Origin of the sequence: Amycolatopsis sp. lyj-90, assembly GCF_046549035.1 — a bacterium.
In the GTDB taxonomy this organism is placed as follows: domain Bacteria; phylum Actinomycetota; class Actinomycetes; order Mycobacteriales; family Pseudonocardiaceae; genus Amycolatopsis.
The window spans coordinates 64,061-88,102 of record NZ_JAJPWP010000001.1; the positions used below are offsets into that span (position 1 = coordinate 64,061).

General features: G+C 69.3%; 24 protein-coding genes. 15 read left to right on the top strand and 9 right to left on the bottom strand.

The window, feature by feature from the left end:
• The first annotated feature begins 74 nt into the window (after positions 1 to 74).
• Positions 75 to 1,295 (top strand): cytochrome P450 family protein, encoded by a 1,221-nt coding sequence (locus ACLJPX_RS00260; protein WP_410598135.1) that lies wholly within the window; start codon positions 75 to 77, stop codon positions 1,293 to 1,295.
• Here ACLJPX_RS00260 and ACLJPX_RS00265 read toward each other — a convergent pair.
• Positions 1,292 to 3,574, bottom strand: coding sequence for a tetratricopeptide repeat protein (locus ACLJPX_RS00265; protein WP_410598136.1), 2,283 nt, complete (start codon positions 3,572 to 3,574; stop codon positions 1,292 to 1,294). The two genes, ACLJPX_RS00260 and ACLJPX_RS00265, sit on opposite strands and share 4 nt — an antisense overlap.
• A 456-nt stretch (positions 3,575 to 4,030) precedes the next feature.
• Here ACLJPX_RS00265 and ACLJPX_RS00270 point away from each other — a divergent pair, with 456 nt between their 5' ends.
• Positions 4,031 to 4,966 carry a DMT family transporter gene (locus ACLJPX_RS00270; RefSeq protein ID WP_410598137.1) on the top strand — a complete coding sequence of 312 codons (936 nt, stop codon included), beginning with the start codon at positions 4,031 to 4,033 and terminating at the stop codon, positions 4,964 to 4,966.
• Here the strand turns inward: ACLJPX_RS00270 and ACLJPX_RS00275 are convergent.
• Entirely contained in the window at positions 4,891 to 5,370 is a 480-nt protein-coding gene (locus ACLJPX_RS00275; protein ID WP_410598138.1) for a GNAT family N-acetyltransferase, read from the bottom strand. The genes ACLJPX_RS00270 and ACLJPX_RS00275 overlap by 76 nt on opposite strands.
• Positions 5,371 to 5,519: 149 nt before the next feature.
• Between ACLJPX_RS00275 and ACLJPX_RS00280 the strand changes: the two genes are divergently transcribed.
• Complete coding sequence (locus ACLJPX_RS00280) at positions 5,520 to 5,720, top strand: hypothetical protein (protein ID WP_410598139.1); 201 nt, start codon at positions 5,520 to 5,522, stop codon at positions 5,718 to 5,720.
• Positions 5,721 to 6,131: 411 nt separating this feature from the next.
• On the opposite strand, the gene ACLJPX_RS00285 is transcribed toward ACLJPX_RS00280, so the two are convergent.
• On the bottom strand, positions 6,132 to 6,491 hold the full coding sequence (locus ACLJPX_RS00285; protein ID WP_410598140.1) for a VOC family protein: 360 nt from the start codon (positions 6,489 to 6,491) through the stop codon (positions 6,132 to 6,134).
• Positions 6,492 to 6,527: 36 nt separating this feature from the next.
• The gene (locus ACLJPX_RS00290; protein WP_101606968.1) at positions 6,528 to 7,139 is read right to left on the bottom strand and encodes a TetR/AcrR family transcriptional regulator; all 612 of its coding nucleotides are present in this window, start codon (positions 7,137 to 7,139) and stop codon (positions 6,528 to 6,530) included.
• Positions 7,140 to 7,248: 109 nt separating this feature from the next.
• Here ACLJPX_RS00290 and ACLJPX_RS00295 point away from each other — a divergent pair, with 109 nt between their 5' ends.
• From ACLJPX_RS00295 to ACLJPX_RS00315, 5 genes are all read left to right on the top strand, one after another.
• Positions 7,249 to 8,472: a lipase family protein gene (locus ACLJPX_RS00295; protein ID WP_410598141.1), complete on the top strand. Its 1,224-nt coding sequence runs from the start codon at positions 7,249 to 7,251 to the stop codon at positions 8,470 to 8,472.
• Between the two features lie 19 nt (positions 8,473 to 8,491).
• The gene (locus tag ACLJPX_RS00300; RefSeq protein WP_410598142.1) at positions 8,492 to 9,019 is read left to right on the top strand and encodes a hypothetical protein; all 528 of its coding nucleotides are present in this window, start codon (positions 8,492 to 8,494) and stop codon (positions 9,017 to 9,019) included.
• 44 nt (positions 9,020 to 9,063) lie between these two features.
• Entirely contained in the window at positions 9,064 to 9,540 is a 477-nt protein-coding gene (locus ACLJPX_RS00305) for a DIP1984 family protein (RefSeq protein WP_410598143.1), read from the top strand.
• Between the two features lie 355 nt (positions 9,541 to 9,895).
• The gene (gene fgd / locus ACLJPX_RS00310) at positions 9,896 to 10,900 is read left to right on the top strand and encodes a glucose-6-phosphate dehydrogenase (coenzyme-F420) (RefSeq protein ID WP_410598144.1); all 1,005 of its coding nucleotides are present in this window, start codon (positions 9,896 to 9,898) and stop codon (positions 10,898 to 10,900) included.
• A gap of 101 nt (positions 10,901 to 11,001) precedes the next feature.
• Positions 11,002 to 12,372 carry an LLM class flavin-dependent oxidoreductase gene (locus ACLJPX_RS00315; protein ID WP_410598145.1) on the top strand — a complete coding sequence of 457 codons (1,371 nt, stop codon included), beginning with the start codon at positions 11,002 to 11,004 and terminating at the stop codon, positions 12,370 to 12,372.
• Here the strand turns inward: ACLJPX_RS00315 and ACLJPX_RS00320 are convergent.
• Positions 12,369 to 12,899 (bottom strand): AAA family ATPase, encoded by a 531-nt coding sequence (locus ACLJPX_RS00320; protein WP_410598146.1) that lies wholly within the window; start codon positions 12,897 to 12,899, stop codon positions 12,369 to 12,371. The two genes, ACLJPX_RS00315 and ACLJPX_RS00320, sit on opposite strands and share 4 nt — an antisense overlap.
• Positions 12,899 to 13,312: an SsgA family sporulation/cell division regulator gene (locus ACLJPX_RS00325; protein WP_410598147.1), complete on the bottom strand. Its 414-nt coding sequence runs from the start codon at positions 13,310 to 13,312 to the stop codon at positions 12,899 to 12,901. Before ACLJPX_RS00325 ends, ACLJPX_RS00320 begins: the two co-directional genes overlap by 1 nt.
• 539 nt (positions 13,313 to 13,851) lie before the next feature.
• Between ACLJPX_RS00325 and ACLJPX_RS00330 the strand changes: the two genes are divergently transcribed.
• The 6 genes from ACLJPX_RS00330 to ACLJPX_RS00355 all read left to right on the top strand — a co-directional run bounded on the left by ACLJPX_RS00330 (position 13,852) and on the right by ACLJPX_RS00355 (position 19,548).
• Positions 13,852 to 14,775, top strand: coding sequence for a tetratricopeptide repeat protein (locus tag ACLJPX_RS00330; RefSeq protein WP_410599070.1), 924 nt, complete (start codon positions 13,852 to 13,854; stop codon positions 14,773 to 14,775).
• Positions 14,776 to 14,835: 60 nt separating this feature from the next.
• Positions 14,836 to 15,351 (top strand): winged helix-turn-helix transcriptional regulator, encoded by a 516-nt coding sequence (locus ACLJPX_RS00335; protein WP_410598148.1) that lies wholly within the window; start codon positions 14,836 to 14,838, stop codon positions 15,349 to 15,351.
• Positions 15,352 to 15,399: 48 nt separating this feature from the next.
• Positions 15,400 to 15,918, top strand: a complete 519-nt coding sequence (locus tag ACLJPX_RS00340) for an SRPBCC family protein (RefSeq protein ID WP_410598149.1) — start codon at positions 15,400 to 15,402, stop codon at positions 15,916 to 15,918.
• Entirely contained in the window at positions 15,918 to 16,955 is a 1,038-nt protein-coding gene (locus tag ACLJPX_RS00345) for an LLM class flavin-dependent oxidoreductase (protein WP_410598150.1), read from the top strand. Before ACLJPX_RS00340 ends, ACLJPX_RS00345 begins: the two co-directional genes overlap by 1 nt.
• Positions 16,956 to 17,098: 143 nt before the next feature.
• Positions 17,099 to 18,844 carry a 3-oxosteroid 1-dehydrogenase gene (kstD, locus tag ACLJPX_RS00350; protein ID WP_410598151.1) on the top strand — a complete coding sequence of 582 codons (1,746 nt, stop codon included), beginning with the start codon at positions 17,099 to 17,101 and terminating at the stop codon, positions 18,842 to 18,844.
• A gap of 134 nt (positions 18,845 to 18,978) precedes the next feature.
• A complete protein-coding gene (locus ACLJPX_RS00355; RefSeq protein ID WP_410598152.1) occupies positions 18,979 to 19,548 on the top strand; it encodes a TetR/AcrR family transcriptional regulator in 570 nt (189 codons plus the stop codon).
• Between the two features lie 70 nt (positions 19,549 to 19,618).
• On the opposite strand, the gene ACLJPX_RS00360 is transcribed toward ACLJPX_RS00355, so the two are convergent.
• Positions 19,619 to 20,326, bottom strand: coding sequence for an IclR family transcriptional regulator (locus ACLJPX_RS00360; RefSeq protein WP_410598153.1), 708 nt, complete (start codon positions 20,324 to 20,326; stop codon positions 19,619 to 19,621).
• Between the two features lie 229 nt (positions 20,327 to 20,555).
• Here ACLJPX_RS00360 and ACLJPX_RS00365 point away from each other — a divergent pair, with 229 nt between their 5' ends.
• Positions 20,556 to 21,950, top strand: coding sequence for a serine/threonine-protein kinase (locus ACLJPX_RS00365; protein WP_410598154.1), 1,395 nt, complete (start codon positions 20,556 to 20,558; stop codon positions 21,948 to 21,950).
• Here the strand turns inward: ACLJPX_RS00365 and ACLJPX_RS00370 are convergent.
• Complete coding sequence (locus tag ACLJPX_RS00370) at positions 21,931 to 22,788, bottom strand: LLM class F420-dependent oxidoreductase (RefSeq protein WP_410598155.1); 858 nt, start codon at positions 22,786 to 22,788, stop codon at positions 21,931 to 21,933. The two genes, ACLJPX_RS00365 and ACLJPX_RS00370, sit on opposite strands and share 20 nt — an antisense overlap.
• A 26-nt stretch (positions 22,789 to 22,814) precedes the next feature.
• Positions 22,815 to 24,005, bottom strand: coding sequence for a cytochrome P450 family protein (locus tag ACLJPX_RS00375; protein ID WP_410598156.1), 1,191 nt, complete (start codon positions 24,003 to 24,005; stop codon positions 22,815 to 22,817).
• Positions 24,006 to 24,042: the final 37 nt, after the last annotated feature.

Here is a 24,042-nt window from a genome sequence, read left to right on the forward strand (position 1 = left end):
GACGATCGCGTGAGACAGGCCAATGCCTGCGTTCGCCGGACGCGATACCGCCACAAGCTGGCAGGGTGGCTCGTATGCCTGACGCCGCATACGACGACGCCGCGGTCCCCGTGATGTTCGGCCCGGAATTCGACAGGAATCCTTCGCCCGCTTACGAATGGCTTCGTGCGAACGCCCCGGCGTTCCGGCTTCCGTTACCCGGCGACACCTGGACCTGGCTGCTGACCCGGCACGCGGACGTCGTTTCCGCGATGGCCGACCCCCGGTTGTCGAAATGCCCGTCCGTGGCCGCGGACCACTGGCGCAAGGCCAATCTCGGCCTGCCCGCCGACCATCGCCCGACCCTCATCGGGCATATGAACAACGTCGAGGGCGACGAACACGCGCGGCTGCGCAAGGCCTGCGCCGGCGCGTTCGGCCCGCGGCGGCTCCAGCACATGCGCGACCGCACGCATCAGCTGGCGAACGAACTGCTCGACCCGATCCTCGACCGCGGCGAAGGCGATCTCGTCGAGGATTTCGCCTACCCGCTGGGAATCCGGTCGATCTGCGAGCTGATCGGCATCCCGGACACGCTGCTGGACGAGGTCCGCCCGCCCGCGCTGGTGGTCGCCGCCGGCGACGTCACCGACATGGCGTCGATGCTCAAGGCGACCGACGATCTGGACAAACTGCTCGCCGACGTCGTCGCCCGGAAACGGGCCGAACCGGGGGCGGATCTGATCAGCGACCTGCTCGCGCAGGAGGCCGACGGAAAGCTCACCGACGAAGAGGTCGCGGCGACGGCCTTCCTGTCGCTGATCGCCGGGCACGAGACGACGATCAGTCTCATCGCCTCGACCGCGCTGACTCTCATCACGCATCCGGAGGAAGCCGCCCGCACCCGCGCCGACGGTGCGCATCTGACCCTCGTCATCGAGGAGGTCCTGCGCCGCGACACCCCGCTGCAGAACACCAGCTGGCGCTTCGTCACCGAACCGATGGAACTCGCCGGGCAGCCGATGGAGGCGGGCGACCCGATCCTCTTGTCGTTGCTGGCCGCCAATCGCGACCCCGAAGTCCACCCCGAACCGCTCGCTTTCCGCCCGGGCGAGCGGCCGGTGCGGCATCTGGCCTTCGGGGTCGGCCCGCATATCTGCATCGGTGCCGCGCTCGCGCGGATGCAGGCGTCCGCGGCCCTGGAGACGTTGTTCGACCGCGCGCCGTCGATGACGCTGACCGTGCCCGAGGACAGGCTCGTGTGGTGGCCGAGCGCGATCACCCGCGGCCTGCACAACCTCCCCGTGAAGCTCTAGACGGCGCCTTCGAGCCTGCCGCGCAGCACGCTCGCTTTGCGGTCGTCGAGATCCATGACGAGCTGGAGCGCGTCGCGCCAGACCGTCATGGCCTCTTCACGGTGACCTTGGGCGGCCAGCGCACAGCCGCGTTCGTCGAGCGCGTCGGCCTGGCCCCAGACGTCGCCGCAGTTCCGGTACGCGGTCAGCGCCTGCTCGCAATAGTCGAGCGCGTGCTCCGGATCGCCGAACCGGCGGCAGGTCCGCGCGAGCGGCACCAGCGCGAAGCCCATGCCGTGCTGGTCGGCGTCCTTCGCGTAGGTGTCGAACGCGCGCAGGCCGTGTTCGAGCGCCAGATCGCGTTCGCCGAGATCGCGGTAGGCGCGGCCGAGGTGGACCCGCGCGGTCGCTTCGCCGAGCTGATATCCGATCCGCGTGTTCACCTCCACGCTCTGCTCGACGAGCCGCACGGCCTCGGCGTAGTCCTCCCGCTCGTGCGCGATGTTGCCGAGCCCGACCAGTGCCCAGCCCAGGCTCGGGTTCTCGCCGATCTCGCCGGAGATCTCGACGGCCTGGCCGAACAGCTCGTGCGCGCGGTCGAGGTCGCCGCGCCGCCGGTGCGCCTCGGCGAGGTTGATCGCCGACCACGCCAGCCCGCCGAGGTCGCCGCCCGCCTTCGCGGACTCGATCGCCACGTCGTGGCTGGAGATCCACGTCTGCCACGGCCTGCCGAGCAGGTGGTAGTCGAACAACTCCACCGGCAGCCGCCAGCCGATCTCGTACAGCCCGTGATCCAGCGCCAGCCGTGCGACACCGGTGATGCTCGGCATCTCCGACGCGCACCAGATGTAGGCCTCGTCGAAGGTGGCGAACCCGAGCGGCTCGACACCTTCGGGGGCGGGACCGAGGTCGATGTGGTGGTCGCGGGCGGGCGTCAGTGTCCAGCTCGCGGCGTTGGCCGCGTAGAGATACCAGTGGGTGAGCCGGGAAACCGCCGCCTGCCGCTCATCGCGCCATTGCTCGGCGGCGGCCTCTTCGGCGGCGTAGACACGGAGGAGGTCATGGAACCGGTAGTACCGGGCGCCGACCTGCTGGACGAGATGCGCCTGCACGAGCTTGTCGACGAGCCGTCGCGCGTCGTGTTCGGACAACCCGGCGAGCGCGGCCGCCGCGCCCGCGGTGAAGCGCGGGCCGGGGTGGAGGCCGATCAGCCGGAACATGCGGGCGGTGTCGGCATCGAGCGCGCGATAGGACCAGCTGAAGGCTGCCCGGACCCCGACGGCGTCGTCGTCGACGGCGAGCAGCTCCAGCCGTCGGCCCTCGGCGACGAGCTCGCGGGCGAGGTCGCCGACACTCTGATGGGGATGCGTGGCGACCCGCTCGGCGGCGATGTTCACCGCCAGCGGCAGCGCCGCGCACAACTGGACGAGCCTGCCGACGCCTTCGGGATCGCCCGCCGCGCGTTCGTCGCCGATGAGGTCCGCCATGAGCCGGGTCGCTTCGAGATCTTCCAGTGGCTCCAAGGAAACCTGGACCGCGCCACTGCCGACGACCAGTCCGGAGAGCCGTCGCCTGCTGGTGATCAGCACGGTGGTGTCCGGGGTGCCGGGCAGTACCGGCCGCACCTGATGCGAATCGAGGGCGTTGTCCAGCACGACGAGCGTGCGCTGACCGCGCAGCAGGCCACGCAGGAGCGCGAGTCGCATGTGCTCTTCGGCGGGAACGCGGTCGGGCCGGACGCCGACGCACCGGAGAAGGTCGTCGAGGATGTCGGCGGGTTGCGCGGGGGAGCCCGCCGCGTAGCCGCGCAGATCCGACCAAAGAACGCTGTCGAACTCTTCCTGCCGCCGGTTCGCCCATTTCAGCACCAGCGCGGTCTTCCCGACCCCGGGCGGCCCGGCCACGAAGACCACTTGGGCCGGTCCGCCGAGCACCTTTTCGTCCAGCAGGGCGAAGTGTTCTTCGCGGCCGACGAAATGCGCCGGTGGCGAGGGAAGGTGGACATACGGTTCCGCGCGGGCGGCTTCGGCGAGCACGATCAGCGTCCCGCCCGCCTCCAGCGCGCGATCGCAGGCTTCGGCGAATTCCGCACTCGGCGGGGTGAGGCCGCGTTCGGCACGGCTGATGAGACTCTTGTCGACATAGGCGAGTTTCTGGAGTTCGCGCAGTGCCAGTCCTTTGGCCTGCCGCCGCTGCCGCAGGGCGCGCCCGAAAGCCAGTGCGGCCGTCGAAACCGGCTTCGGTTCCGCGCGTGCTTTCCCGGTCTCCCCGGATCTGGCCGAGCCGGAATTCTCGGTCACCAGAAGCACCTTTCTCCCTGCTCCGCGGCAGATCGTGCCACAACGGCGCGACGGCGGGCAGGGCCATCTGCCGATTCGCCGCTGGGCGGAATGGCTCCGCGTGCGACAACCTTCCCATTACATGGGTCACAACACGGCCACCGGGTGTGCGGACGTGCGAAGACAGCCCCCAAACTGTGCGAGAACGCGCCCGTTCCCCACCGGTGCGCCAGTCGAAAGGGAGGTGGATCATGCGCGACCGCGAAATGTGAGCAGGCCCTTGTTCCGCCTTGCGAGCAACCGGGCGAGTACTGATCTCCTCGCAAGCCGGTCGTGGCCGTCTTTCCCGGCGGCCACGGCCGTGACCTTGTGGAACATGTAGAACCGCTTAACGTCGGTGTAGATCTTTTCACTTGTCCTGATGAGTCGTCCGAGGCAGCTTGGAGAGGTATCGAGCAGCCCGGCGAAAGGATCGAAGTGAGCATCGGCGCGCCAGGAACCCTGGTCCGGATGGGCGTTCTCGCTCTGCTGTGGGGATCGGGGTTCCTGTGGATCAAGCTTGCGCTGACCGGGCTGCCGCCCGTTCAGGTCACCGTCATCCGCTGCGCGCTCGGCGCGGTGATCCTTCTCGTCCTGAGCCGCTGGGCCGGGCAACGCCTCCCGCGTGACCGCCGGATCTGGGGCAGGCTCCTCGTCGCCGCCTTCTTCTGCAACGCCTTGCCGTTCGCGTTGTTCAGCATCGGCGAACTGACCGTGGACTCCGGTATCGCCGGGGTCATGAACGCGACGACCCCGTTGTGGTCGCTGCTGATCGGCATCGGGATCGGCACCGAACGCCGGATCACCGTGATCCGGGTGGGCGGGCTGGTCCTCGGCTTCGCCGGCATCCTGCTGATCTTCGCGCCATGGCAGAAGAGCGGCCTGCTCGGCTGGGGGACGCTGGCCCTGCTCGGCGCCGGAGTCAGCTACGCCATCGCTTTCGCTTATATGGGAAGGAAACTCGTCGGCCAGGGCGGTCCGATCGCGATTTCCGCCGCCCAGTTGCTGACCGCCACCGGGCTGAGCGCGCTCGCCCTGCCGTTCGACGCGGCGCCGTCCGGACCGCTGAACGTGACCGCGCTGATCGCCGTCGTCGTCCTCGGGATCTTCGGCACCGGCATCACCTTCTACCTCAACTACCGGCTCATCGAGGACGAAGGCGCGACGTCGGCGGCGACCGTGGGCTACCTGCTGCCGGTCGTGTCGGTGGCGCTGGGCGCGATCGTGCTCGGGGAGGAACTCGGCCCGCGGGTGCTCGCCGGGATGGCGGTGGTGCTGCTCGGAGTCGCCCTGACGCGCTACGTGAGGTCTTCGGCGAGCAAGTCCATCAGCAGCCCGTCGTGCCAGCCGTCGCCCACGGTGTCGCGTTCGTAGCCGCGCATCACCCCGACCTCCCGGAAACCGACGGCCTTGTAGCAGCGGATCGCGGCCTCGTTGTCCACGGCCGGATCGATCACCAGCCGGTGATGCCCGCGATCGTGCACCAGATGGCGGGCTATCGCGCGGACGGTGTCCGTGCCCAGCCCCCGGCCGTGCGCCGCCGGGTCGAGGAAGAGGTCGACCGACGCGTGCCGGTACATGGGATCCTCCTCCTCGCCGTACTGGACGAAGCCCCGGACGACTCCGTCCTCCAGGACGGTGAAGCGGGTCGTCGTCGGATCGTCGAACGGCCAGGTGGGGGAGTCTTCGACCGAACCCCAGCGCGCCCTGACCTCGGCCGTGCCGCGAATCCGCCGCAGGTCCGGGACGTGGGCTTCGGTGACCGGGGTCAGGATCACGATCTCCCCGTGCAACTCGGTGGTCAGTTCCCGCTCCGTCCGCTCGTTCGAGTGGCGCCAGTCTAGGGAGGCGCGGCCAGGACCGCACGAAGACAGGCGGACATCTCAGCCGGGATCGGGTATCACTAAAGGGAAGGTGGAGGTGGGTCATGGGGAACCTGTACGAGGAACTGCGCCCGGCCACGGAACTGGTCGACGGCGGGGCGACCGCCGTGCGCGCGGCGGTGCTGCGCAAGGCGACCGAGGCGGTCGTCGCGAACGCCCGGGACGCGACGGACTGCCGGATGCTGCTGGAGATGCTGGGGCTGCACTCCGAGCCCGCGGCCCGGTCCGAGGACGAAGCCGCCTGAGGCTTCGGTACCGAGGGTCGTGAGTGGGGATTCGGGCGGGATGGGCGTTCACGCGTGATCAGAGACGGATCACGTGTGCTTGGAGTCGGATCTCGCGTGATCGGGAGACGATCACGGAGTTCGCCTTCTGATCACGCGAGATCCGGCTCCGATCACGCGAGTCACGCCTTCGCTCACCTTGAGTTCAGCCACAACGCCACCGTGAGGGCCGCACCAGCCTTTCCGGGGCGTCGCGAAAGCCACTTTCGGGACATCAGGCGTCCCGAAAGTGGCTTTCGCGATACGGCCGCTCGGCATCGGACGCGGCGAAGGACGCCTTCATCCCGTCGCCGCCACGCCCGCGAACACGTCACCTTTGCCCTGCCACTCAATAACCCGATACGCCACTCACGACCACCCGGCCGAAGCGTCTCAGTGCCGGGGCAGCACGCAGAACTCGTTGCCTTCCGGATCGGCCAGGACGACCCAGGGATCCGACTCGGGATCGTCGACGACCTTGGCGCCGAGCGAAACGAGCCGGGCGACCTCTTCGCGTTGCTCGAGTTCGTTGGAGGCGAGGTCGAGGTGCAGCCGGTTCTTGCCCGACTTCTCCTCGGGCACCGGCTGGAAGAGCAGACTCAGGACGTCCGGGCCCTTCAGTTCGACGTAGGTCACCCCGTGCCCGTCCGTCCACCGGGACGTTTCGGGGTAACCGAGCGCTTCCTTCCAGAACGCGGCCAGCGCTTCGGCCTCGCGGCAGTCGACGGTGACGGCGAGCATCCGGGTTCGCATGAAACCACGGTGCCACGGGAAAGCGAGATTCGCCGATCAGGTGGGGCGAGGCGTGATCAACAGTCGCAGGACGTCGGTGAAGAGTGTTTCGGGGACCGCGCCGGCGTCCACTCCACGCTCGACGGCGAGGCCGTTCGACAGCGCGAGGATCACCACCGCGAGTTGTTCGGCCGGGATCGGCAGTTCCACCGAGTGCGCCCCGGCGGCTTTGCGGATCGCGCGGGTGATGGCCTCCCGCAGCCGGGCCCGGCGTTCCGCGAAACCCGCGTGGATCGCCGGATCCCGCATCGCCAGGCCCCAGTACTCCAGCAGCAGCCGATGCCAGGTGGCGTCGGTGCCGATTCCGCTCAGCAACCGGGCACCCGCCTCGGCCGTCGCCTCCTCCAGATCGGCGATCTCGTCGAAGACCGCGGTGGCGGCGCCCATCCGCTCGACGATGTGCTCTTCCATGATGGTCAGCACCAGATCGTCGCGGCCACTGAAGTTGGAGTACACGGCGCCCTTGGTGAGCCCGGCTTCGGCCGCGATGTCGTTGAGCGAAGTTCCCGCGATGCCTTGACGCGCGAACACGGCGGTCGCCGCGTCGAGCACGCGCCGCCGGGTTTCGGCCCGGCTCGGGCGGGTGCGGGGAGGACGGGAAGCGGCCATGGATCCGGAGGGTACAACCCGCTGAACTCGGGTTCTGAACATTGACTGTGATCTGGCTCATATGGTACGCAGACAACTCGATACCGCTCGGTATTGAGTTGGAGGTCCCGTGTTCGCAGTCACCGTCGACGTGCGCCGCGCCATGGCCGTCCTGGCCGCAGCCTTCGTCGCCCTCGCCACCCTGGTGGTCGCCGCACCACCCGTCCGTGCCGCCGATTTCCCGCAGAATCCCCGGAACGATCCCTTCTACGCCCAGCCGTCGCCGTTCCCCGACGTCGCGCCGGGCACCGTGCTCGACTCCCGGCCGGTCACCGTCCGGGCGCTCGCCCTGCCGCTCCCGATCCGGGCCTGGCAGGTCAAGTACAAGTCCACCGACACCCGGGGCAGGCCGATCGCCGACGTCGCGACCGTCCTGCAGCCGCTCGTCCCACCGCCGGGGCCGCGCAAACTCGTCTCGTACCAGACCGCGCAGGACGGTCTCACCACCGATTGCGCGCCGTCGTACGTGCTCCGGACCGGGCTGGCCCTGCCCGCCGAGGAACTCGCCCTGATGGTGCCGCTGCTCGCGGCCGGGCACACCGTCGTCACCGCGGATTACCAGGGACCCGATTCACAATGGACGGCCGGGCTCAACACCGCGCACGGCGTCCTCGACGGAATCCGTGCGGCACAACGGTTCGCGCCCGCGCGACTGAACGGCGCGGCCACGCCGACCGCGTTGATGGGCTATTCCGGTGGCGCGCTGGCGAGCCAGTGGGCCAACGAGATCCAGCCGTCGTACGCGCCGGAACTGAAGTTCGCCGGTGTCGCGGCGGGCGGGGTCCCGGCCGACATGGGCTACATCGCGCGGCAGATCGACGGCGGGCCGCTGTCGGGTGTCTACATCGGAGCGGCCGTCGGACTCAGCCGGGCATATCCGGAGATCGACCTCGCCACCCTGCTCAACGCGCGCGGCAAGGCGGCGTTCGCCGAGGTCGGGAAGCAGTGCATCAACCAGTTCAGTGTCGGGCAGGCGTTCCGTCGCATGGCCGACTACGTGACCGTGCCGGAACTGCTCGACGTCCCGGCGGTGAAGCAGGTGATCGCCGAGAACGTCATGGGCGGGCACGAACCGGGTTCGCCGACGTACTTCTACCAAGGGATCTTCGACGAACTGACGCCGATCCCGCCGGTCGACAAGCTGGTCGCGAAGTACTGCGCGGCGGGCGTGAAGATCAAGTACGACCGGATCCCCGTCGGTGAGCACGTCACCGTGGCGGTGCAGGGCGCACCCGGGGCGCTGGCCTACGTCAACGACCGGCTCGCCGGAAAACCGGTGCCGAGTTCCTGCTGATCACCGGCATACTCACCTGGTGGCATTCTTCGACATCGAGGGTTACGAACCCGTGTGGCTCTCCGGACTCAAAGCGGTCCGGAGCGCCCACGGGGACCGGTTGCGCGCACTGGTGGGCAAGCGGCTCCAGCACGTCCACCTGACCTGGTACGTCGAGTACGGCGAATGGCTCCAGGACGCGCCGGTCGTGCTGGACTTCGGCGACGAACGGCTCGAGATCACGCACTGGAAGTTCGACGAGCTTTCCCTCACCTGGAACACGATCGACCCGTTCGGCAAGGCGGAATGGAACTGGGGCGACCCGGACGAACCGAGTCCGCTCCGGTGGCGGCAGGACATCTACCCCGAACTGTCCGCTTTGGAGGGTCAGGTGCTCCAGGACGTCGAACTGCTCGAATCCATGTACAAGGGCGTGGGTGGGAGCATGGTGGCGCTCGGCTTCGTGTTCCTGGGCGGGCGGTTCACCGTCTTCAACGCCATGGACGAGAACGGGCTCGAGTACACCGAGCCCGGCGCGGACTACCGGAAGCATTCCCTGGCCGGCTGAAAAACCGGATGCCCCGGCCGTCGATCTTCGTGATACTTCCCGGCATGTCCCGGATCAAACTGGCCGAAGCGCTCGCACTGCGCGCCGACGCGACGAAGAAGGTGGAGGCGCTGCGCTCCCGGATCGTCGACAACGCGCGCCACCAGGAGGGCGAGGAACCGGCGGAGGACGCGTCCGCGCTCCTCGTCGACGTCGAAACCGCGCTGGGCGACCTGGAATCGCTGATCCAGCGGATCAACCGGACCAACGCCGCGACCCCGCTCGGGGAAGGCACGATCACCGACGCGATCGCGCACCGCGATGTCCTCCGGCTCAGGCACGGCGTCCTCACCGCGGCCGCCGACGCCGCGGCCGGCCGCAACCAAGGCGGCTACGGCCGTCAGCTCCGCTCGGAACTCCGGTATCTCTCCGCGCTTCCGGTCGCGGAGCTGCGGTCCCGCGCGGACCGGGTGGCCGGCGAGATCCGGGTGGTCGACGTCGAGATCCAGCGCACCAACTGGGAGACCGACCTCCTGGACTGAACGTGGAAAGCAGGTAGCCCTCCGGGAAGCGGGCACAAGCCGAGAGCCGGCGGTACACCGGCTCACCTCCTGGTACGTGGCGGGCAGCGTGGGGTTCGACTCCCCGATCACAACTCAGCCCAGCACGGCGCACAGGTGACGGCGCAAACGGCACAGTTCATCACCACGTGCCGGTCCCGGAAGGCGAGGGCGGGTTCGGGGTCTTTCCACGTCCGGACGAGGTGCTCGGCACCGCATTCCCGTTGCCCGAGTGGCGTTCCCGACACAGCGGCGAAGCCGATCCATGGGCGGACCCGATCGACTCTGTGCCAAGGTGAAAAGCGGAACAACCCAAGAGCCCAGGTGGTGACCCCGGATGGCACTGAAGATCGGTTACAAGGCGTCGGCCGAGCAGTTCGGCCCGCGCGACCTCGTCGAGTACTCCGTGCTCGCCGAGCAGGTCGGGCTGGACAGCGTGATGGTCAGCGACCATTTCCAGCCCTGGCGGCACCAGGGCGGGCACGCGCCGTTCTCGTTCGCGTGGATGGCGGCGGTCGGCGAGCGCACCGAGCGGGTGGTTCTCGGCACCAGTGTGCTGACGGCGACCTTCCGCTACAACCCGGCCGTGGTGGCGCAGGCGTTCGGCACCCTCGGCAGCCTGTATCCCGGCCGGGTACTGCTCGGGGTCGGCAGCGGTGAGGCGCTCAACGAGGTCGCGGTCGCGCGGATCGAGTGGCCCGCGTTCAAGGAGCGGTTCGCGCGGCTGCGCGAGGCGATCGAGCTGATGCGCAAACTGTGGTCCGAAGAGCGCGTCACGTTCGAGGGCGAGTACTACCAGACCACCGACGCCACCGTGTACGACCGTCCCGAGGGCGGCGTGCCGATCTACATCGCGGCGGGCGGTCCGGTGATGGCGAAGTACGTCGGCAAGCAGGGCGACGGTTTCATCTGCACCAGCGGCAAGGGGATGGACCTCTACACCGACAAGCTGCTGCCCGCGGTCGCGGAAGGCGCGGAGCAGGTCGGCCGGAGCACCGGCGACATCGACAAGATGATCGAGATCAAACTGTCCTACGACCCGGATCCGGCGCAGGCGCTGGAGAACACCCGGTTCTGGGCGCCGCTCTCGCTGACGCCGGAGCAGAAGGCGGGCATCGAGGACCCGGCCGAAATGGAGAAGGCCGCGGACGCGCTGCCGATCGAGCAGGTCGCGAAGCGCTGGATCGTCACCTCCGACCCGGCCGACGCCGTCGAGCAGATCAAGCCGTACGTCGAAGCGGGCTTCAACCACCTCGTCTTCCACGGCCCCGGCCACGACCAGGAGCGTTTCCTGCGCTCGTTCTCCGAGCAGGTCGTCCCGGGTCTCCGCGAACTCGGCTGACCGGCTCGGGTGGCGGCATCGCGCGGGCGGTGCCGCCACCCGGCTCCCGGCTGGTGAGACCTCGTTGACCGGTCCGGCCGCCGCTGGGTTTCCTTTCGTCCATGCCCGCGAAACGAATTCGTCTCAACGCTTTCGACATGGCCGTCACGGGCCATCTCGCCCCCGGCGTGTGGACCCATCCCGACGATCAGGCCCATCGGTACAAGGATCTCGAATACTGGACCGAACTGGCGAAACTGCTGGAGCGCGGTAAATTCGACGGCCTTTTCCTCGCCGACGTCCTCGGGGTCTACGACGTCTACCGCGATTCGCGGGATCCCGCGGTGGGCACGGGCACGCAGGTCCCGGTGAACGATCCGCTGCTGTCGGTTTCGGCGATGGCCGCGGTCACGAAGCACCTCGGGTTCGGCGTCACGGTTTCCCTCACCTACGAACAGCCGTATGCCCTCGCGCGCAAGTTCACCACCCTCGACCACCTGACCAAGGGCCGGGTCGCCTGGAACATCGTGACGTCCTATTTGGACAGCGCGGCGGTGAACCTCGGCCTCGACCAGCAGATCACCCACGACAACCGGTACGACATCGGCGAGGAGTTCCTCGAGGTCACCTACAAACTGTGGGAGTCCTCCTGGGAGGACGACGCCGTGATCGCGGACAAGTCCACCGGCCGGTACGCCGACCCGGACAAGGTCCACCCCATCGAACACAAGGGGGAGTACTACTCGGTTCCCGGCGTGTTCCTCGCCGAGCCGTCGCCACAGCGGACACCGGTGCTCTATCAGGCCGGGACGTCGACCAAGGGGCGCTCCTTCGCCGCCAAGCACGCCGAAGCGGTGTTCATCATGGGCCATTCGACCGACGTCGTCGGCCGGAACGTGGCCGACGTCCGCCGTCAGGCCGCGGAGTTCGGCCGGGATCCGGAGAGCGTCAAGTTCTTCGCGCTGGTGACCCCGATCGTCGCCGAGACCGACGAAGCCGCGCAGGAGAAGTTCCGCGACTACCTCGGCAGGGCGAGTTACGAAGGGGCGCTCACCCTGTTCGGCGGCTGGACCGGCATCGACCTCTCCGGCTACTCGCCGACCGAAATCCTCGAACACGTGCACAGCGAGGCGATCCAGTCGGTGGTGGAGAACTTCTCCAAGGCCGATCCGACGCGGACCTGGACGCCGGAGGAGATCGGGAAGTTCCTCGGCATCGGCGGACTCGGCCCGGTGATCGTCGGCTCGCCCGCGACCGTGGCCGACGAACTCGAGCGCTGGATCGAAGAGGCCGACGTCGACGGCTTCAACGTCGCCTACGCGACAACGCCGGGCACCTTCGCCGACTTCATCGACCTCGTGGTGCCGGAGCTGCGGCGGCGCGGGCTGGTTTGGGAGGACTACGAGGGCGACACCCTGCGGGAGAGCATCTACGAACCAGGCCAGGTGCGGCTGCGTGACGACCACCCCGGCGCCCGGTACCGGCGCGTTTAGTCCTCTGGTCGCGGTCCGTGCACCATCGCGTACAGCGTCTTCGCGTTCTCGGCCGCGGTCCGGCGCGCGGTGTCGATGACGACGCGGTCGCGGTTCCACGGCTCGTACTCGTGGCCGAGGATCGACTGCCAGTCCGGTGGTTCGAGGCCGGCGACGTCGACGGTGCGGGTCTCGGCCCGGCGGCGGTGTTCCTCCGGGTTCGAGCACACCACTTCGACCTCGAGCGCCCGCGCGCCGTGCCGGGCCGCGACAGTCCGCCACGCCTCGCGCGTGATCCCGAGCGGGTTCACGCAGTCGGCGATCACGCTGACGCCGTGCCTCAGCTGGTCGGCCGCGAGGTCGTAGCCGACGATGTAGCCGACCGGACCCAGCGGCTGCCTCAGCGCTGTCGAGCGGATGACGGCCTGCTCGATGCTGTCGATCCGGAGATAGGTGAAGCCGGTGCGGCGAGCCAGTTCCGTCGCCACGGTGGACTTCCCGGTCGCGGGCAGGCCGCCGAGGACGATCAGGAGCGGGTCTCCGGCCATCAGGACTCGGTGACGAGCTTGCCGATCTCCAGGTCGAAGTCGAACCACTCCGGCTCGGAACCGGCGGGCACGACGTCGTAGGTGCGGTCGAGGAACTCGGCCAGTTCCTGCGCCTGCGCTTCGAGGACCGCGCAGCCGTCGGGTGCGCTGAGGGCGAAGATCACGATCGAGGTGTCGTCGGCCGGGCTGATGATCACGTCGCCCTCACCCGATGGAGTGAGGAGGCCGTCCGCGAGCAGGTCACGGCCGAACATCCAGCGGACCGTGCCGCCGCCCGAGTGGTAGGCCACCACGACGGCGTAAGGATCTTCGGGGTCGTACTCGAGGTCAGCGTTGACGGGGAGGGGGTCCGCACCGAAAGTGCGCAGGCCGAAGACGATCGTCCCCCGGATGAGGTCGTTTTCCTTGTCCAACGCTTCAGCCCCTTACGTTCGGTTGCTGTTGATCTTCAGCTATTGATAACGCAATGTGAAGCCTTTTCGTGACCCGAGTCGACAACTTTCACACGTTCGGCTGAGAGCTGTGTCTCATGTGCTCACGGACGGTTCCGGCCGTGCACGTGCGGTGAGCAAGCGGGAAATGTGATCATTCGTGCAAAAGAAAGAGATTCCGCACGTGCATATTCCGGTGAATGAAAGTAGCCAACCATTCGGCGGAGTGAATCGGTAATTCTCGCGGTTAACATCGTCCTGCGTCGTTCAAGTATTTCTCGGAGACCGGCGTGGATCCGTCCTGGACCTCGGCGAATTGGATCGTTGCGGATCGGGGAGGGGACTGACAATGGGCGTACGAATCACCGTCGCCATTCCAAGAGAAGAGCCGGTGCGGCGTGACGCGGTTTACGGGCCGCGACGGCGAGCCGTTCCGGGACGCGTGACGGCCCCGTCCGGCGCCGGTACCGAACCGGCGGTGCCGCGCGTCCAGGGGCGCCGCCGTGATTGACCGGCTCCCGATGCGTGTCGGGCGGGCCGACATCGATCGGCTGGAGGGCGTCATCGCCGCACTCCGGGCGCGCGACTATCGGGAAGGCGGCGGGTCCTGCCGGGAACTGCTGCGGGTGCTGGAGCCCTACGGAGCCGCTCTGCGGCGGGGAATGATGTCCGAGGCGCAGGCCCGGCGCCTGGCGGGCGTGGTCGCGGACCTGCACAACCTGCAGGGCTGGACGGAATTCGACTCCGGCCGTCCGATCAGGGCGGAGCGGCACTTCCGCCGCGCGCTCGAACTGGCGGCGGAGGCGGGCAACGACGACCTCACCGCCAACATCCACTACCGGCTCGGCCGGATGTACCTGCATCACCGCTCGCCGGTTGAGGCGCTCGAACAGTTCGGTCAGGGGCAGCTCGCCGCACGCCGGGCGGGAAGGCCGCTTTCGCAGGCGATCCTTTCGGCGAACGAGGCATGGGCCTACGCGCTCCTCGGTGACGTCCGCCAGGCGCTGGACAAGCTTTCCCTTGCCCCGGAACAGTTCGCCAGTTCCCTCGGGGACACCGTCCCGTCGTGGTCCGCCTTCTTCGCGGCCAACGACCTTGCCGCGATGATCGGCACCGTGCGCACCGAACTCGCCAGGCTCGTCGACGTCCGCCACAGCCGGGAGGCCATCCCCGCGCTCACCGAGGCCATCGAGGGCTACGGCCCGGACATGGTCCGCAGCCGGTCGCTGACGATGATCTGGCTCGCCGTCGACCACGCCCTGGAAGGCGACCTCGATCGCGCGGCCGAGGTCGGCCTGTCCGCGATGGAGATCGCCGGCGGAATCCGTTCCGCGCGGACGCGGGACCGTTTACGTCCGCTGTCGGAATGCGTGCGGAAGCGGGTCGGTGATATCAATGCGCGGGATCTCCTTGACCGGATCGCAACATTTCGCGCCAGCGCCTGAGCGCCGGGGAATAGGTGGAGGAATGACCGGATCAATTTCACCGGGCGTAGGCTCGCCGACATGAAACGGACTTCGTTCGCGCAGTGGCCGTGCTCGATCGCGCGCACCATGGACCTGCTCGGCGACTGGTGGACGCCGCTGGTCCTGCGGGAGGCGTTCTACGGGATCCGCAGGTTCGACGAGTTCCAGCAGGAACTCGGCATCGCGCGGAACACCCTCGCCGACCGGTTGCGCCGCCTGGTCGGCGAGGGGTTGCTGGAGAAGCGCGCCTACCAGGCCGACCCGGTCCGTTACGACTACGTGCTGACCGAGAAGGGCGCGGATTTCTACGGCGTCCTCGCCGCGATGTCGCGCTGGGGCGACCGCTGGCTCGCCGAGGAAAGCGGGCCGCCGATCACCCTCCACCACGACACCTGCGGGCACGACACGCACGCGGAGGTCGTCTGCGCGCACTGTGCCGGGCCGCTCACCGCCGAGAACACGCGGGCACGGCTCGGGTCCGGCTACCCGCCGAAGCTCGCGAACCGCCCCGACGTGGTGCGCCGCTTCGCCGCGCAGGAGGGTTTGACAAGGTAAGTCCATCTACGCAACTATCGAGGTCATGAGCACGGGAGGGCGACCACGATGGAGTGGACGGGCGCCAAGTACGCCGACAAACCGACGGTCGAGGTCGAGGCCTGGGTCGACGCCGGCCCGGAGCGGGTCTGGTCGATCGTTTCCGACGTCCGGCTGATGCCGGAGATGAGCGGGGAACTCCAGTCGGTCGAATGGTGCGACGGCGCGGACGGTGACGCCGCGGTCGGCAGGCGGTTCGTCGGCCGCAGCAGGCACGACGCGCTCGGCGAATGGGAGACGACGTCGCACGTCGTCGAATGCGACGAACCGCGCGTCTTCACCTGGGCGGTGCACGACCCCGAGACGCCGACGGCGTTGTGGCGCTTCACGCTGGAGTCCGAGAACGGCGGTACGAAGCTCCGGCAGTGGATGCAGCTGGGGCCGGGGCGGTCCGGCCTGTCGCTGGCCATCGACCAGATGCCGGACAAGGAGGAGAAGATCGTCTTCGTCCGGCTGCGTGAATTCGAGAACGCGATGACCGGGACCCTCGCCGCGATCAAGGAGCGGGCCGAGGCGGCGCGCGCGTGATGCGGACGGCGACCACGGTCGAGGCCTCGCGCGGCTGGCGGGAGACGCTGGATTTCGTGCTGGAGGCGGAGAAGCTCGGTCTCGACGACTGCTGGGTCGCCGAAGCGTGGGGTTCGGACGCGCCTTCGGTGCTCGGGTATCTCGCCGCGCGGACCGAGCGGATCCGGCTCGGCTCCGGGATCATCCAGCTCGGCACGCGGAGCCCGGTCGCGATCGCGCAGGCCGCGCTGACCCTCTCGATGCTGTCCGACGGCCGGTTCGCCCTCGGGCTCGGCGCCTCGGGGCCGCAGGTGATCGAGGGCCTCCATGGCGTTTCGTTCGGCCGGCCGCTGACGCGGATGCGGGAGACGGTCGCGATCATCCGTCAGGCGTTCGCAGGGGAGAAGATCTCGCACTCCGGCAAGGAGTTCGAGATCCCGCTGCCGGGGGAGACCAAGCCGATGCGGCTGTCGACGACGCCGAATCCGGACATCCCGATCCACTTGGCCACGCTCTCGCCGAAGCTGCTGGAGCTGACCGGTGAGATCGCGGACGGCTGGCTGGGCACCAGTTTCGTCCCGGAAGGGGCTCAGGCCTACTTCTCACATCTCGACGCAGGTCTCGCGAAGGCGGGCCGGACGCGGGCGGACCTGGAGGTCTGCCAAGGCGCCGAGGTCGCCTTCGCTCGCGACGAGGACGAGTTGCGAGGGATGGTCGCGGGCCGCAAGGCCGAACTGGCGTTCAGTCTCGGCGGGATGGGTTCGGCGAAAACGAACTTCTACAACAACGCCTACAGCAGGCAGGGCTGGGCCGAGGTCGCGGCGGCGGTGCGCGAGCGCTGGCAGTCGGGCGACCGCGAAGGCGCCGCCGCGCTGGTGACCGACGAGATGGTGCTCGGCACGACGCTGATCGGCACCGAACCGATGGTGGCGGAGCGGCTGCGCGTCTGGCGTGACGCGGGGGTCGACACGGTCCGGCTGTACCCGGCGGGGGAGACGGTCGCCGACCGGCTCACCACCCTCGGCCGCGCGCTGGACCTGGTCCGCGCTCTGGGGTGAGAAGTTGGCCCGAATGCCCGCGCCGGTTGAGGTGACCGGCCGAGCGCGGACGGCCGCGCCTGCTCCAAGCGGGTAGAACTTGTTTCACTTTTGCCTCCGGCTGGAGAACATGACCTCGCTCGATCGCCACGCGAGGAGGCCCCATGAAGCCCGACCCCCGACTTTCCCGGCGCCAGGTTCTGCGCGGCAGCGCCGGACTCGCGCTCGCTTCGGGCCTGCCGTTCGCCGGGACGGCCACGGCGAGCGCCGCGGTGATCGGCGAGTACGACGTCGTCGTGGTCGGCGCGGGTGCGGCCGGGATGACCGCCGCGCTGACGGCCGCCAAACGCGGGCTCAGCTGCGTCGTACTGGAGAAGGCGGCGAAGTTCGGCGGTTCGGCTGCCCGCTCGGGGGCGGGGATCTGGATTCCGTGCAATTCGGTGCTGGCCGCGGCCGGCGTGCGCGACACTCCGGAACAGGCCGCGCGGTACCTGGCCGCCGTGGTCGGCCCGTCGATCCCCGCCTCTCGGCAGCAGGCGTTCCTCGCCAACGGCCCGGCGATGCTCTCGTTCGTGATGGCCAACAGCCCGCTGCGGTTCCGGTGGATGGAGGGCTACAGCGACTACTACCCGGAACTGCCCGGCGGGATGCCGGACGGCCGCTCGATCGAACCCGACCAGCTCGACGGGAACGTGCTCGGCGCCGAACTGGCCAACCTGAACCCGCCCTATCTGGCCACGCCCGCGGGGATGGTCGTCTTCAGCGCCGACTACAAATGGCTCGCGCTGGCCGCGGTCAACCCGAAGGGTGCCGCGGTGGCCGCCGCCTGCCTCGCCCGCGGCACCGCCGCCGCGCTCGCCGGGCAGAAACCGCTCACCATGGGCCAGTCGCTGGCCGCGGGACTGCGGGCCGGGCTGCAGCGCGCCGGTGTCCCGGTCCTGCTGAACACGCCGTTGACCGATCTCGTCATCGAGAACGGGAAGGTCACCGGAGTGACCGTCGCGAGCGGCGTCGTCAAGGCCCGGCGCGGTGTCATCGTCGGCTCCGGCGGGTTCGAGCACAACGCCGCCATGCGGGCGGAATACCAGCGCCAGCCGATCGGTACACAGTGGACGGTCGGTGCCCGGTCGAACACCGGAGACGGGATCCTGGCAGGAAAGCGGGCAGGCGCGGCACTGGACCTGATGGACGACGCCTGGTGGGGCCCGGCGATCCCGCTGCCCGGCGAGCCGTACTTCTGCCTCGCCGAGCGGACCCTGCCCGGCGGGCTGATGGTGGACGCTGCGGGCAAACGGTTCGTCAACGAAGCGGCGCCGTACAGCGACGTCGTGCACACGATGTACGACCGGAACCCGACTTCGCCGACCATCCCGGCGTGGCTGGTCGTCGACCAGCATTACCGCAACCGGTATCTCTTCCGCGACGTCGCGCCGCTGCTGCCGCTTCCCGACGAGTGGTACTCGGCGGGCGCGGTCAAGAAGGCGTGGACCGTCGAGGCGCTCGGCAGCGCGATCGGTGTCCCGTCGAAGGCGTTGCGCGCCACGGTGAACCGGTTCAACGGCCAGGCACTGTCCGGTGTGGACAGTGACTTCCGGCGGGGTGTCAGCGCCTACGACCACTACTACACCGATCCCTACGTCCTGCCGAACTCGTGCCTCGCCCCGCTCTGGGAACCGCCGTTCTACGCGTTCAAGATCGTCCCGGGCGACCTCGGCACCAAGGGCGGGATGCGCACCGACGCGCGGGCGCGGGTCCTGCGTGCGGACGGCTCGGTCATCTCCGGCCTGTACGCCGCCGGGAACGCCAGCGCGGCGGTGATGGGCCCCAGTTACGCGGGCGCCGGGTCGACGATCGGCCCGGCGATGACGTTCGGGTACGTCGCGGCGAACGACCTCGCCGATCACCCGTGAGCTGAAGGGGCCTTTTACCGCATGTCACGCGGTGAAAGGCCCCTTCGTCGCGTCAGATGCGGGTATGGCGTCCTTCGGCTCCCCCTCCGCTAAGGTGAGACGTTCGCGTGGCATCAAGGGCTGGGGGGTCCGCCATGGTCGTCAAACGTTCCTATCACCATGGGGACCTTCGTCGTGCGCTCGTCATGGCCGCGCGTGAGGTGCTCGTCGAGCGGGGTCCCGAGGGGGTGAGCCTGCGCGGCGCGGTCGCGAAGGTAGGCGCTTCCACTGCGGCGCCGTACCGCCATTTCCGCGACAAGGACGCGCTGCTGGTGGCCGTCGCGCTGGAGGGGCACGCCGAATTGCAGGCCGCTTTGCGCGGCTGCGGCGCCGGGACGGTGACCGCGCTCGGACATTCCTACCTCGCCTTCGCGCTGGAGAATCCCGCGTTGTACCGGTTGATGGCGGGGGCCGGGATCGGCGACCGCGCCGCGCATCCGGAACTCGCCGAGGCGCACCGGGAGACGTGCGCGGTGCTGGCCGGGCGAGTGGGGGAGCGGAGCGATCCGGGCGGCTTCGCCGTCACCCTGTGGTGCTTGCTCCACGGGCTGGCCACGCTCGTGATCGACGGTCACGTCGAGCGCGGCTCCGCCGTCGCGGAGGCCGACCGCAGTCTCGCGTTGCTGAGCGGCGGCGCGGTCGGGACCGCGGACCCGCGTCCGTAGACGACCTTCCCCAAGTACAGGAAGGACCCCTTCACTGCGCTAGACGCAAGGAAGGGGGCCATCACGTACTTCAGGTGGGTAGGGCAGTGCCGGAACGCGTGGGCCGCGAGTACTCGGCGAGCGCGGCACTGAAGGAACGCGCGGTGCTCGCCAGTCCGGCGACCGCCGAAAGCGGGTCGCGCCGGGCGGGCAGGACGGCGGCGAGTGCCGCGCCGACCCGGCCGTCCGGAGTCCTGATGCCGACGGCGGCACAGCCCAGCCCCGCCGTGATGGTCTCCGATTCGGCCGCGTACCCGGCCGACCGGATCTCCAGCGCGTCGGCGTCCGGTTCCGCGAGCGCGGGGTGATGGGCGGCGAGGAGCCGTCCGGCGGCGGTCCCGGGCGGCAGCGGGCTGCCCGGCCACACGGGGACGTCGTCGGACGGCAGGACGGCCCCTGCCGCGACCAGCGCGCGGCCCTCCCGCGGGACCACGAGCACGAGGCTGACGCGCATCCGCGCCGAAAGCACCGGCAGCCACTCCTTGGCCAGGTCCCGCAGCTCGGGCTGCCAGAACCGGCCGAGCCGGAACACCCGCGAGCCGATCCGGTAGCTGCGGTCCGCCCGCTCGACCGCGCCGAGGTCGGCGAGCTGTTCGAGGAGCCGGTGCACGGTGGTCTTCGGGAGCCCGGTGGCCCGCACGAGCTGGGTCAGCCCGGCCTGCCCGCCGTGCTCGTTGAGCGCTTCGAGCAAGGCGAAGGCGCCTTCGAGCACTCCGCGTCCGCCAAGGGGTTCTCGCATCGCCGCCCTTTCTCGAGATCAGGCCACACCGAAGAAGTAAAGTGCGTCCTCAGCCGTCCGGGATACGAACTTTCGGGCAGCCGATGGGGTGGGGTTCCGCTGAACGGCCCAGCCCCCGACGTGACCGACACCGCGACGGAAACGACCGTGCCGGGTCCTGCGTCCCGGCGCGTTCCTGGCATGCTGGCAAGGTTCGCGCGAACACCACAGCTCCAGGGGGACGTCGATAATGGAGGAGATCCGCCGCCTCGCCGACCGGTTCGATCTCATCGAGCCCGTCGGTGGTGGCTCGATGGGCACCGTGTGGCGGGCGCGCGACGACAACCTGGAGCGCACGGTCGCGGTCAAGGAACTCCTTCTGCCGCACGGACAAGGGGAGCAGAAGGCCGACGAGGCCAAGAACCGAGCGCTGCGCGAGGCCAGGATCGCCGCCCGGCTGGTGCATCCGCACGCCATCACCGTCTTCGGCGTGATCGACGAGCAGGACCGCCCGTGGATCATCATGGAGTATCTCCCCTCGATCAGCCTCGCGGACAAACTGCGCGAAGGGCCGATGGAGGTCGACGACGTCATCCGCCTCGCCATCCAGTTGTGCTCGGCGCTGGCGGCCGCGCACCGGGCGGGCATCGTGCACCGCGACATCAAGCCCGGCAACGTCCTGCTCGGCGAGGACGACACCGTCAAGATCACCGACTTCGGGATCTCACGGGCGATGGGCGACGTCCAGCTCACCGCGACCGGCGAGATCTCCGGGACGCCGGCGTTCCTGGCGCCCGAGGTCGCCCGCGGTGAGGACGCCACTTCCGCTTCCGACGTGTTCTCGCTCGGCGCGACGCTGTACACCGCGCTCGAAGGCGGCACGCCCTACGGCACGGCGGAGAACCCGATCGCGCTGCTGTACCGCGCGTCGAGCGGGGAGATCACCCCGCCGGTCAAGTCCGGCATCCTGACGCCGTTGCTGACCCGTCTCCTCGACGTCCGGCCGGACAGCAGGCCGACGATGACCGAGACCGAGCGGGAGCTGCGGGCCTTGGCGGCAGGGGATCCGACGACGCTCGTCGCCGAGGAGCCGCCACCGAAGGCGCGCAAGGGCATGCTGATCGGCGTACTCGCCGGGTTCCTGGTGCTCGCCGCCATCGCCGCGGCCGTGGTCGTCATGCTCACGCGCGGCGAGGACATGCCGTCGGACGCCGCTCCGCCGCCGGCCTCGCAGTCGCAGGCCGTCACCCCGCCGCCGTCGACCTCCGCCGAACCGCCGCCGTCCTCTTCGGCGCCCCCGTCGTCGTCACCGCCCCCGGCCACGTCGTCTTCGGCTCCGCCGCCTCCGGCGCAGACGCCCGGCCAGGCGCTTTCGGCGTACTACTCGCTCATCCCGGGGAATCTCCAGGCCGGTTTCGCGACGCTGACCGACAACTTCAAGCGCACCAAGAACCAGAGCTTCGAGCGCTACTCGAACTTCTGGAAGGACTACCGCGGGGTGGCGGTGTCGAACATCGTCGAATCCGGGAACACGGTGTCGGTGACGCTCACCTACACCAGGGCCGCGGGCGGGACCATGACGGAGAAGGCGACCTTCGTCATGGTGCAGCAGGACGGGCGCTACCTCATCGATTCCCAGCGCTGAGGCCGAGCTTCCCGGCGAGGCGCTGAAGCCAGGCTTCGACCTCCTCGGGGGACCGGTCCGGGAGGCCGAAGATCGTCTCGGTGACCCCGGCCGCCTCCAGTTTGGCCAGGTTCTCCGGGTCCGGGCGGACGCCGAGCGCCGAGATCTCCGGCTCGCCGGCGCGGCCCTCTTCGCGCCAGATCTCGCGCAGGCGCCGCGCCTTGTCCTCGATGTCCGTGTCGCCCGGGGTGGTGAGCCAGCCGTCGGCGGACTTCGCGATCCAGCGGAACGTCTTCTCCGTGCCGCCCGCGCCGACGATCACCGGGATGTGGGCTTGGGCCGGTTTCGGCCACGCCCAGCTCGCGCCGAAGGAGACGAACTCACCCGCGTACGAGGCTTCGTCGTCCGTCCAGAGCGCGCGCATCGCCTCCAGGTATTCGCGCAGGACCGTCCGCCGCTTGCCGCCGGGGACGCCATGATCGGCCAGTTCGTCGACGTTCCAGCCGAAGCCGACGCCGAGGGTGACCCGCCCGGCCGAGAGGTGATCGAGGCTGGCGATCGTCTTCGCCAGCGTGATCGGATCGCTCTCGACCGGGAGGGCGACCGCCGTCGCGAGCCGGATCCGCGTGGTCACCGAGGCCGCCGTGGCCAGCGCGACCCACGGGTCCAGCGTGCGCAGGTAGCGATCGTCGGGCAGCGACGCATCGCCGGTGCGCGGATGCGGGGCCTCCCGTTTGACCGGGATGTGCGTGTGCTCGGGCACGTGGAAGGCGTCGAAGCCCGCGGCCTCCGCGGCCTGCGCGGCGGCCGACGGGGTGATGCCCCGGTCACTGGTGAACAGCACTATCCCGTGTCTCACAGCCGGTCACATTATTAGAACGTGTTTCAGTTTGCAACCGTCGCATGCAGCGTGACCGGCAGTGCGTTCAACCGCCAGGTGCCCGGATCCGGGATCCGCAGCAGGCCGTCGGCGAGCGCGAGATCGGGGAAACTGCGCAGTAGCGCGGTGAGTGCGACTTCGGTCTGGACCCTGGCCAGCGAGGCGCCGAGACAGAAATGCGGTCCGTGTGCGAACGCGAGGTGCCAGGCGGGCCCCGCCGCGCGCCGGATGTCGAAGACGTCCGGTTCGGGGAACGCCCTCGGATCCCGGTTCACCGCGGCGATCGCGACGGTGACCGGTGCTCCTTCGGGGATCGCGACGTCGCCGATCCGGACGTCCGTGGTGGTGATGCGGGGGACCGTCAGGAGTTGCGGGCTGCACCAGCGCATCAGTTCCTCGACCGCGCCGGGCATGAGAGCCGGGTCTTCGCGGAGCTCAGCCAGCTGCGCGGGGTGGGAGAGCAGGATCTCGACGGCGTTGGCGATGAGGTTGCCGGGCACCTGACCGCCCAGGACCAGTTGCCAGACCAGGGCGACCAGTTCGGTTTCGCTGAGCCTGTCGCCGTCTTCGGCCTGGATCTGGAGAAGCTGCGAGACGACGTCTTCGGCGGGTTCGAGCTTCCGTTTCTCGATGGCGGCGAGCGAGTCCTCGACGATCGCCGGGACCGCCTTCGAGAGTCCCGGGCCGTCGCCCGCCGCGACCATCGTCCCGTATTCGCGCCAGCGTGGGCGGTCCGCTTCGGCGATGCCGACCAACGCGCAGATCACGTCGACCGGAAGTGGGCGCGCGAAGGCCGTGACCAGGTCGATCCGCTCTTCTCCGGCGAGGCTGTCGAGGAGGTCGTCCACGAGCCGCTCGATCCCCGGACGGAGCGCGGCGGCCTTGCGCGGGGTGAACGCGGGGGCCACGAGTCGCCGGAGCCGGACGTGTTCCGGGCCTTCGACCTCCTGCATGCTCCGCATGTACGGACGGCAGTGCTCGGGGATCTCCATCCGCTGGTAGCTGGCCGGGCTCAGCGCGAAGCGCGGGTCGCTCAGCATCTTCCGCGCCTCTTCGTGGCGCAGGATCGCCCACATTTCGAACCCCGGCGCGACGAGCTTGGCGATCGGGGAGCGCTCGCGGACCGGGCTGTACGCGGTGAACGGATCGCGCAGGACCTCAGGGTCGGTCAGGTGGATCTCGGGAACGTCGGACAAGAGGCTCTCCCAGTTCGGATGTTCGATTCAGATGTTC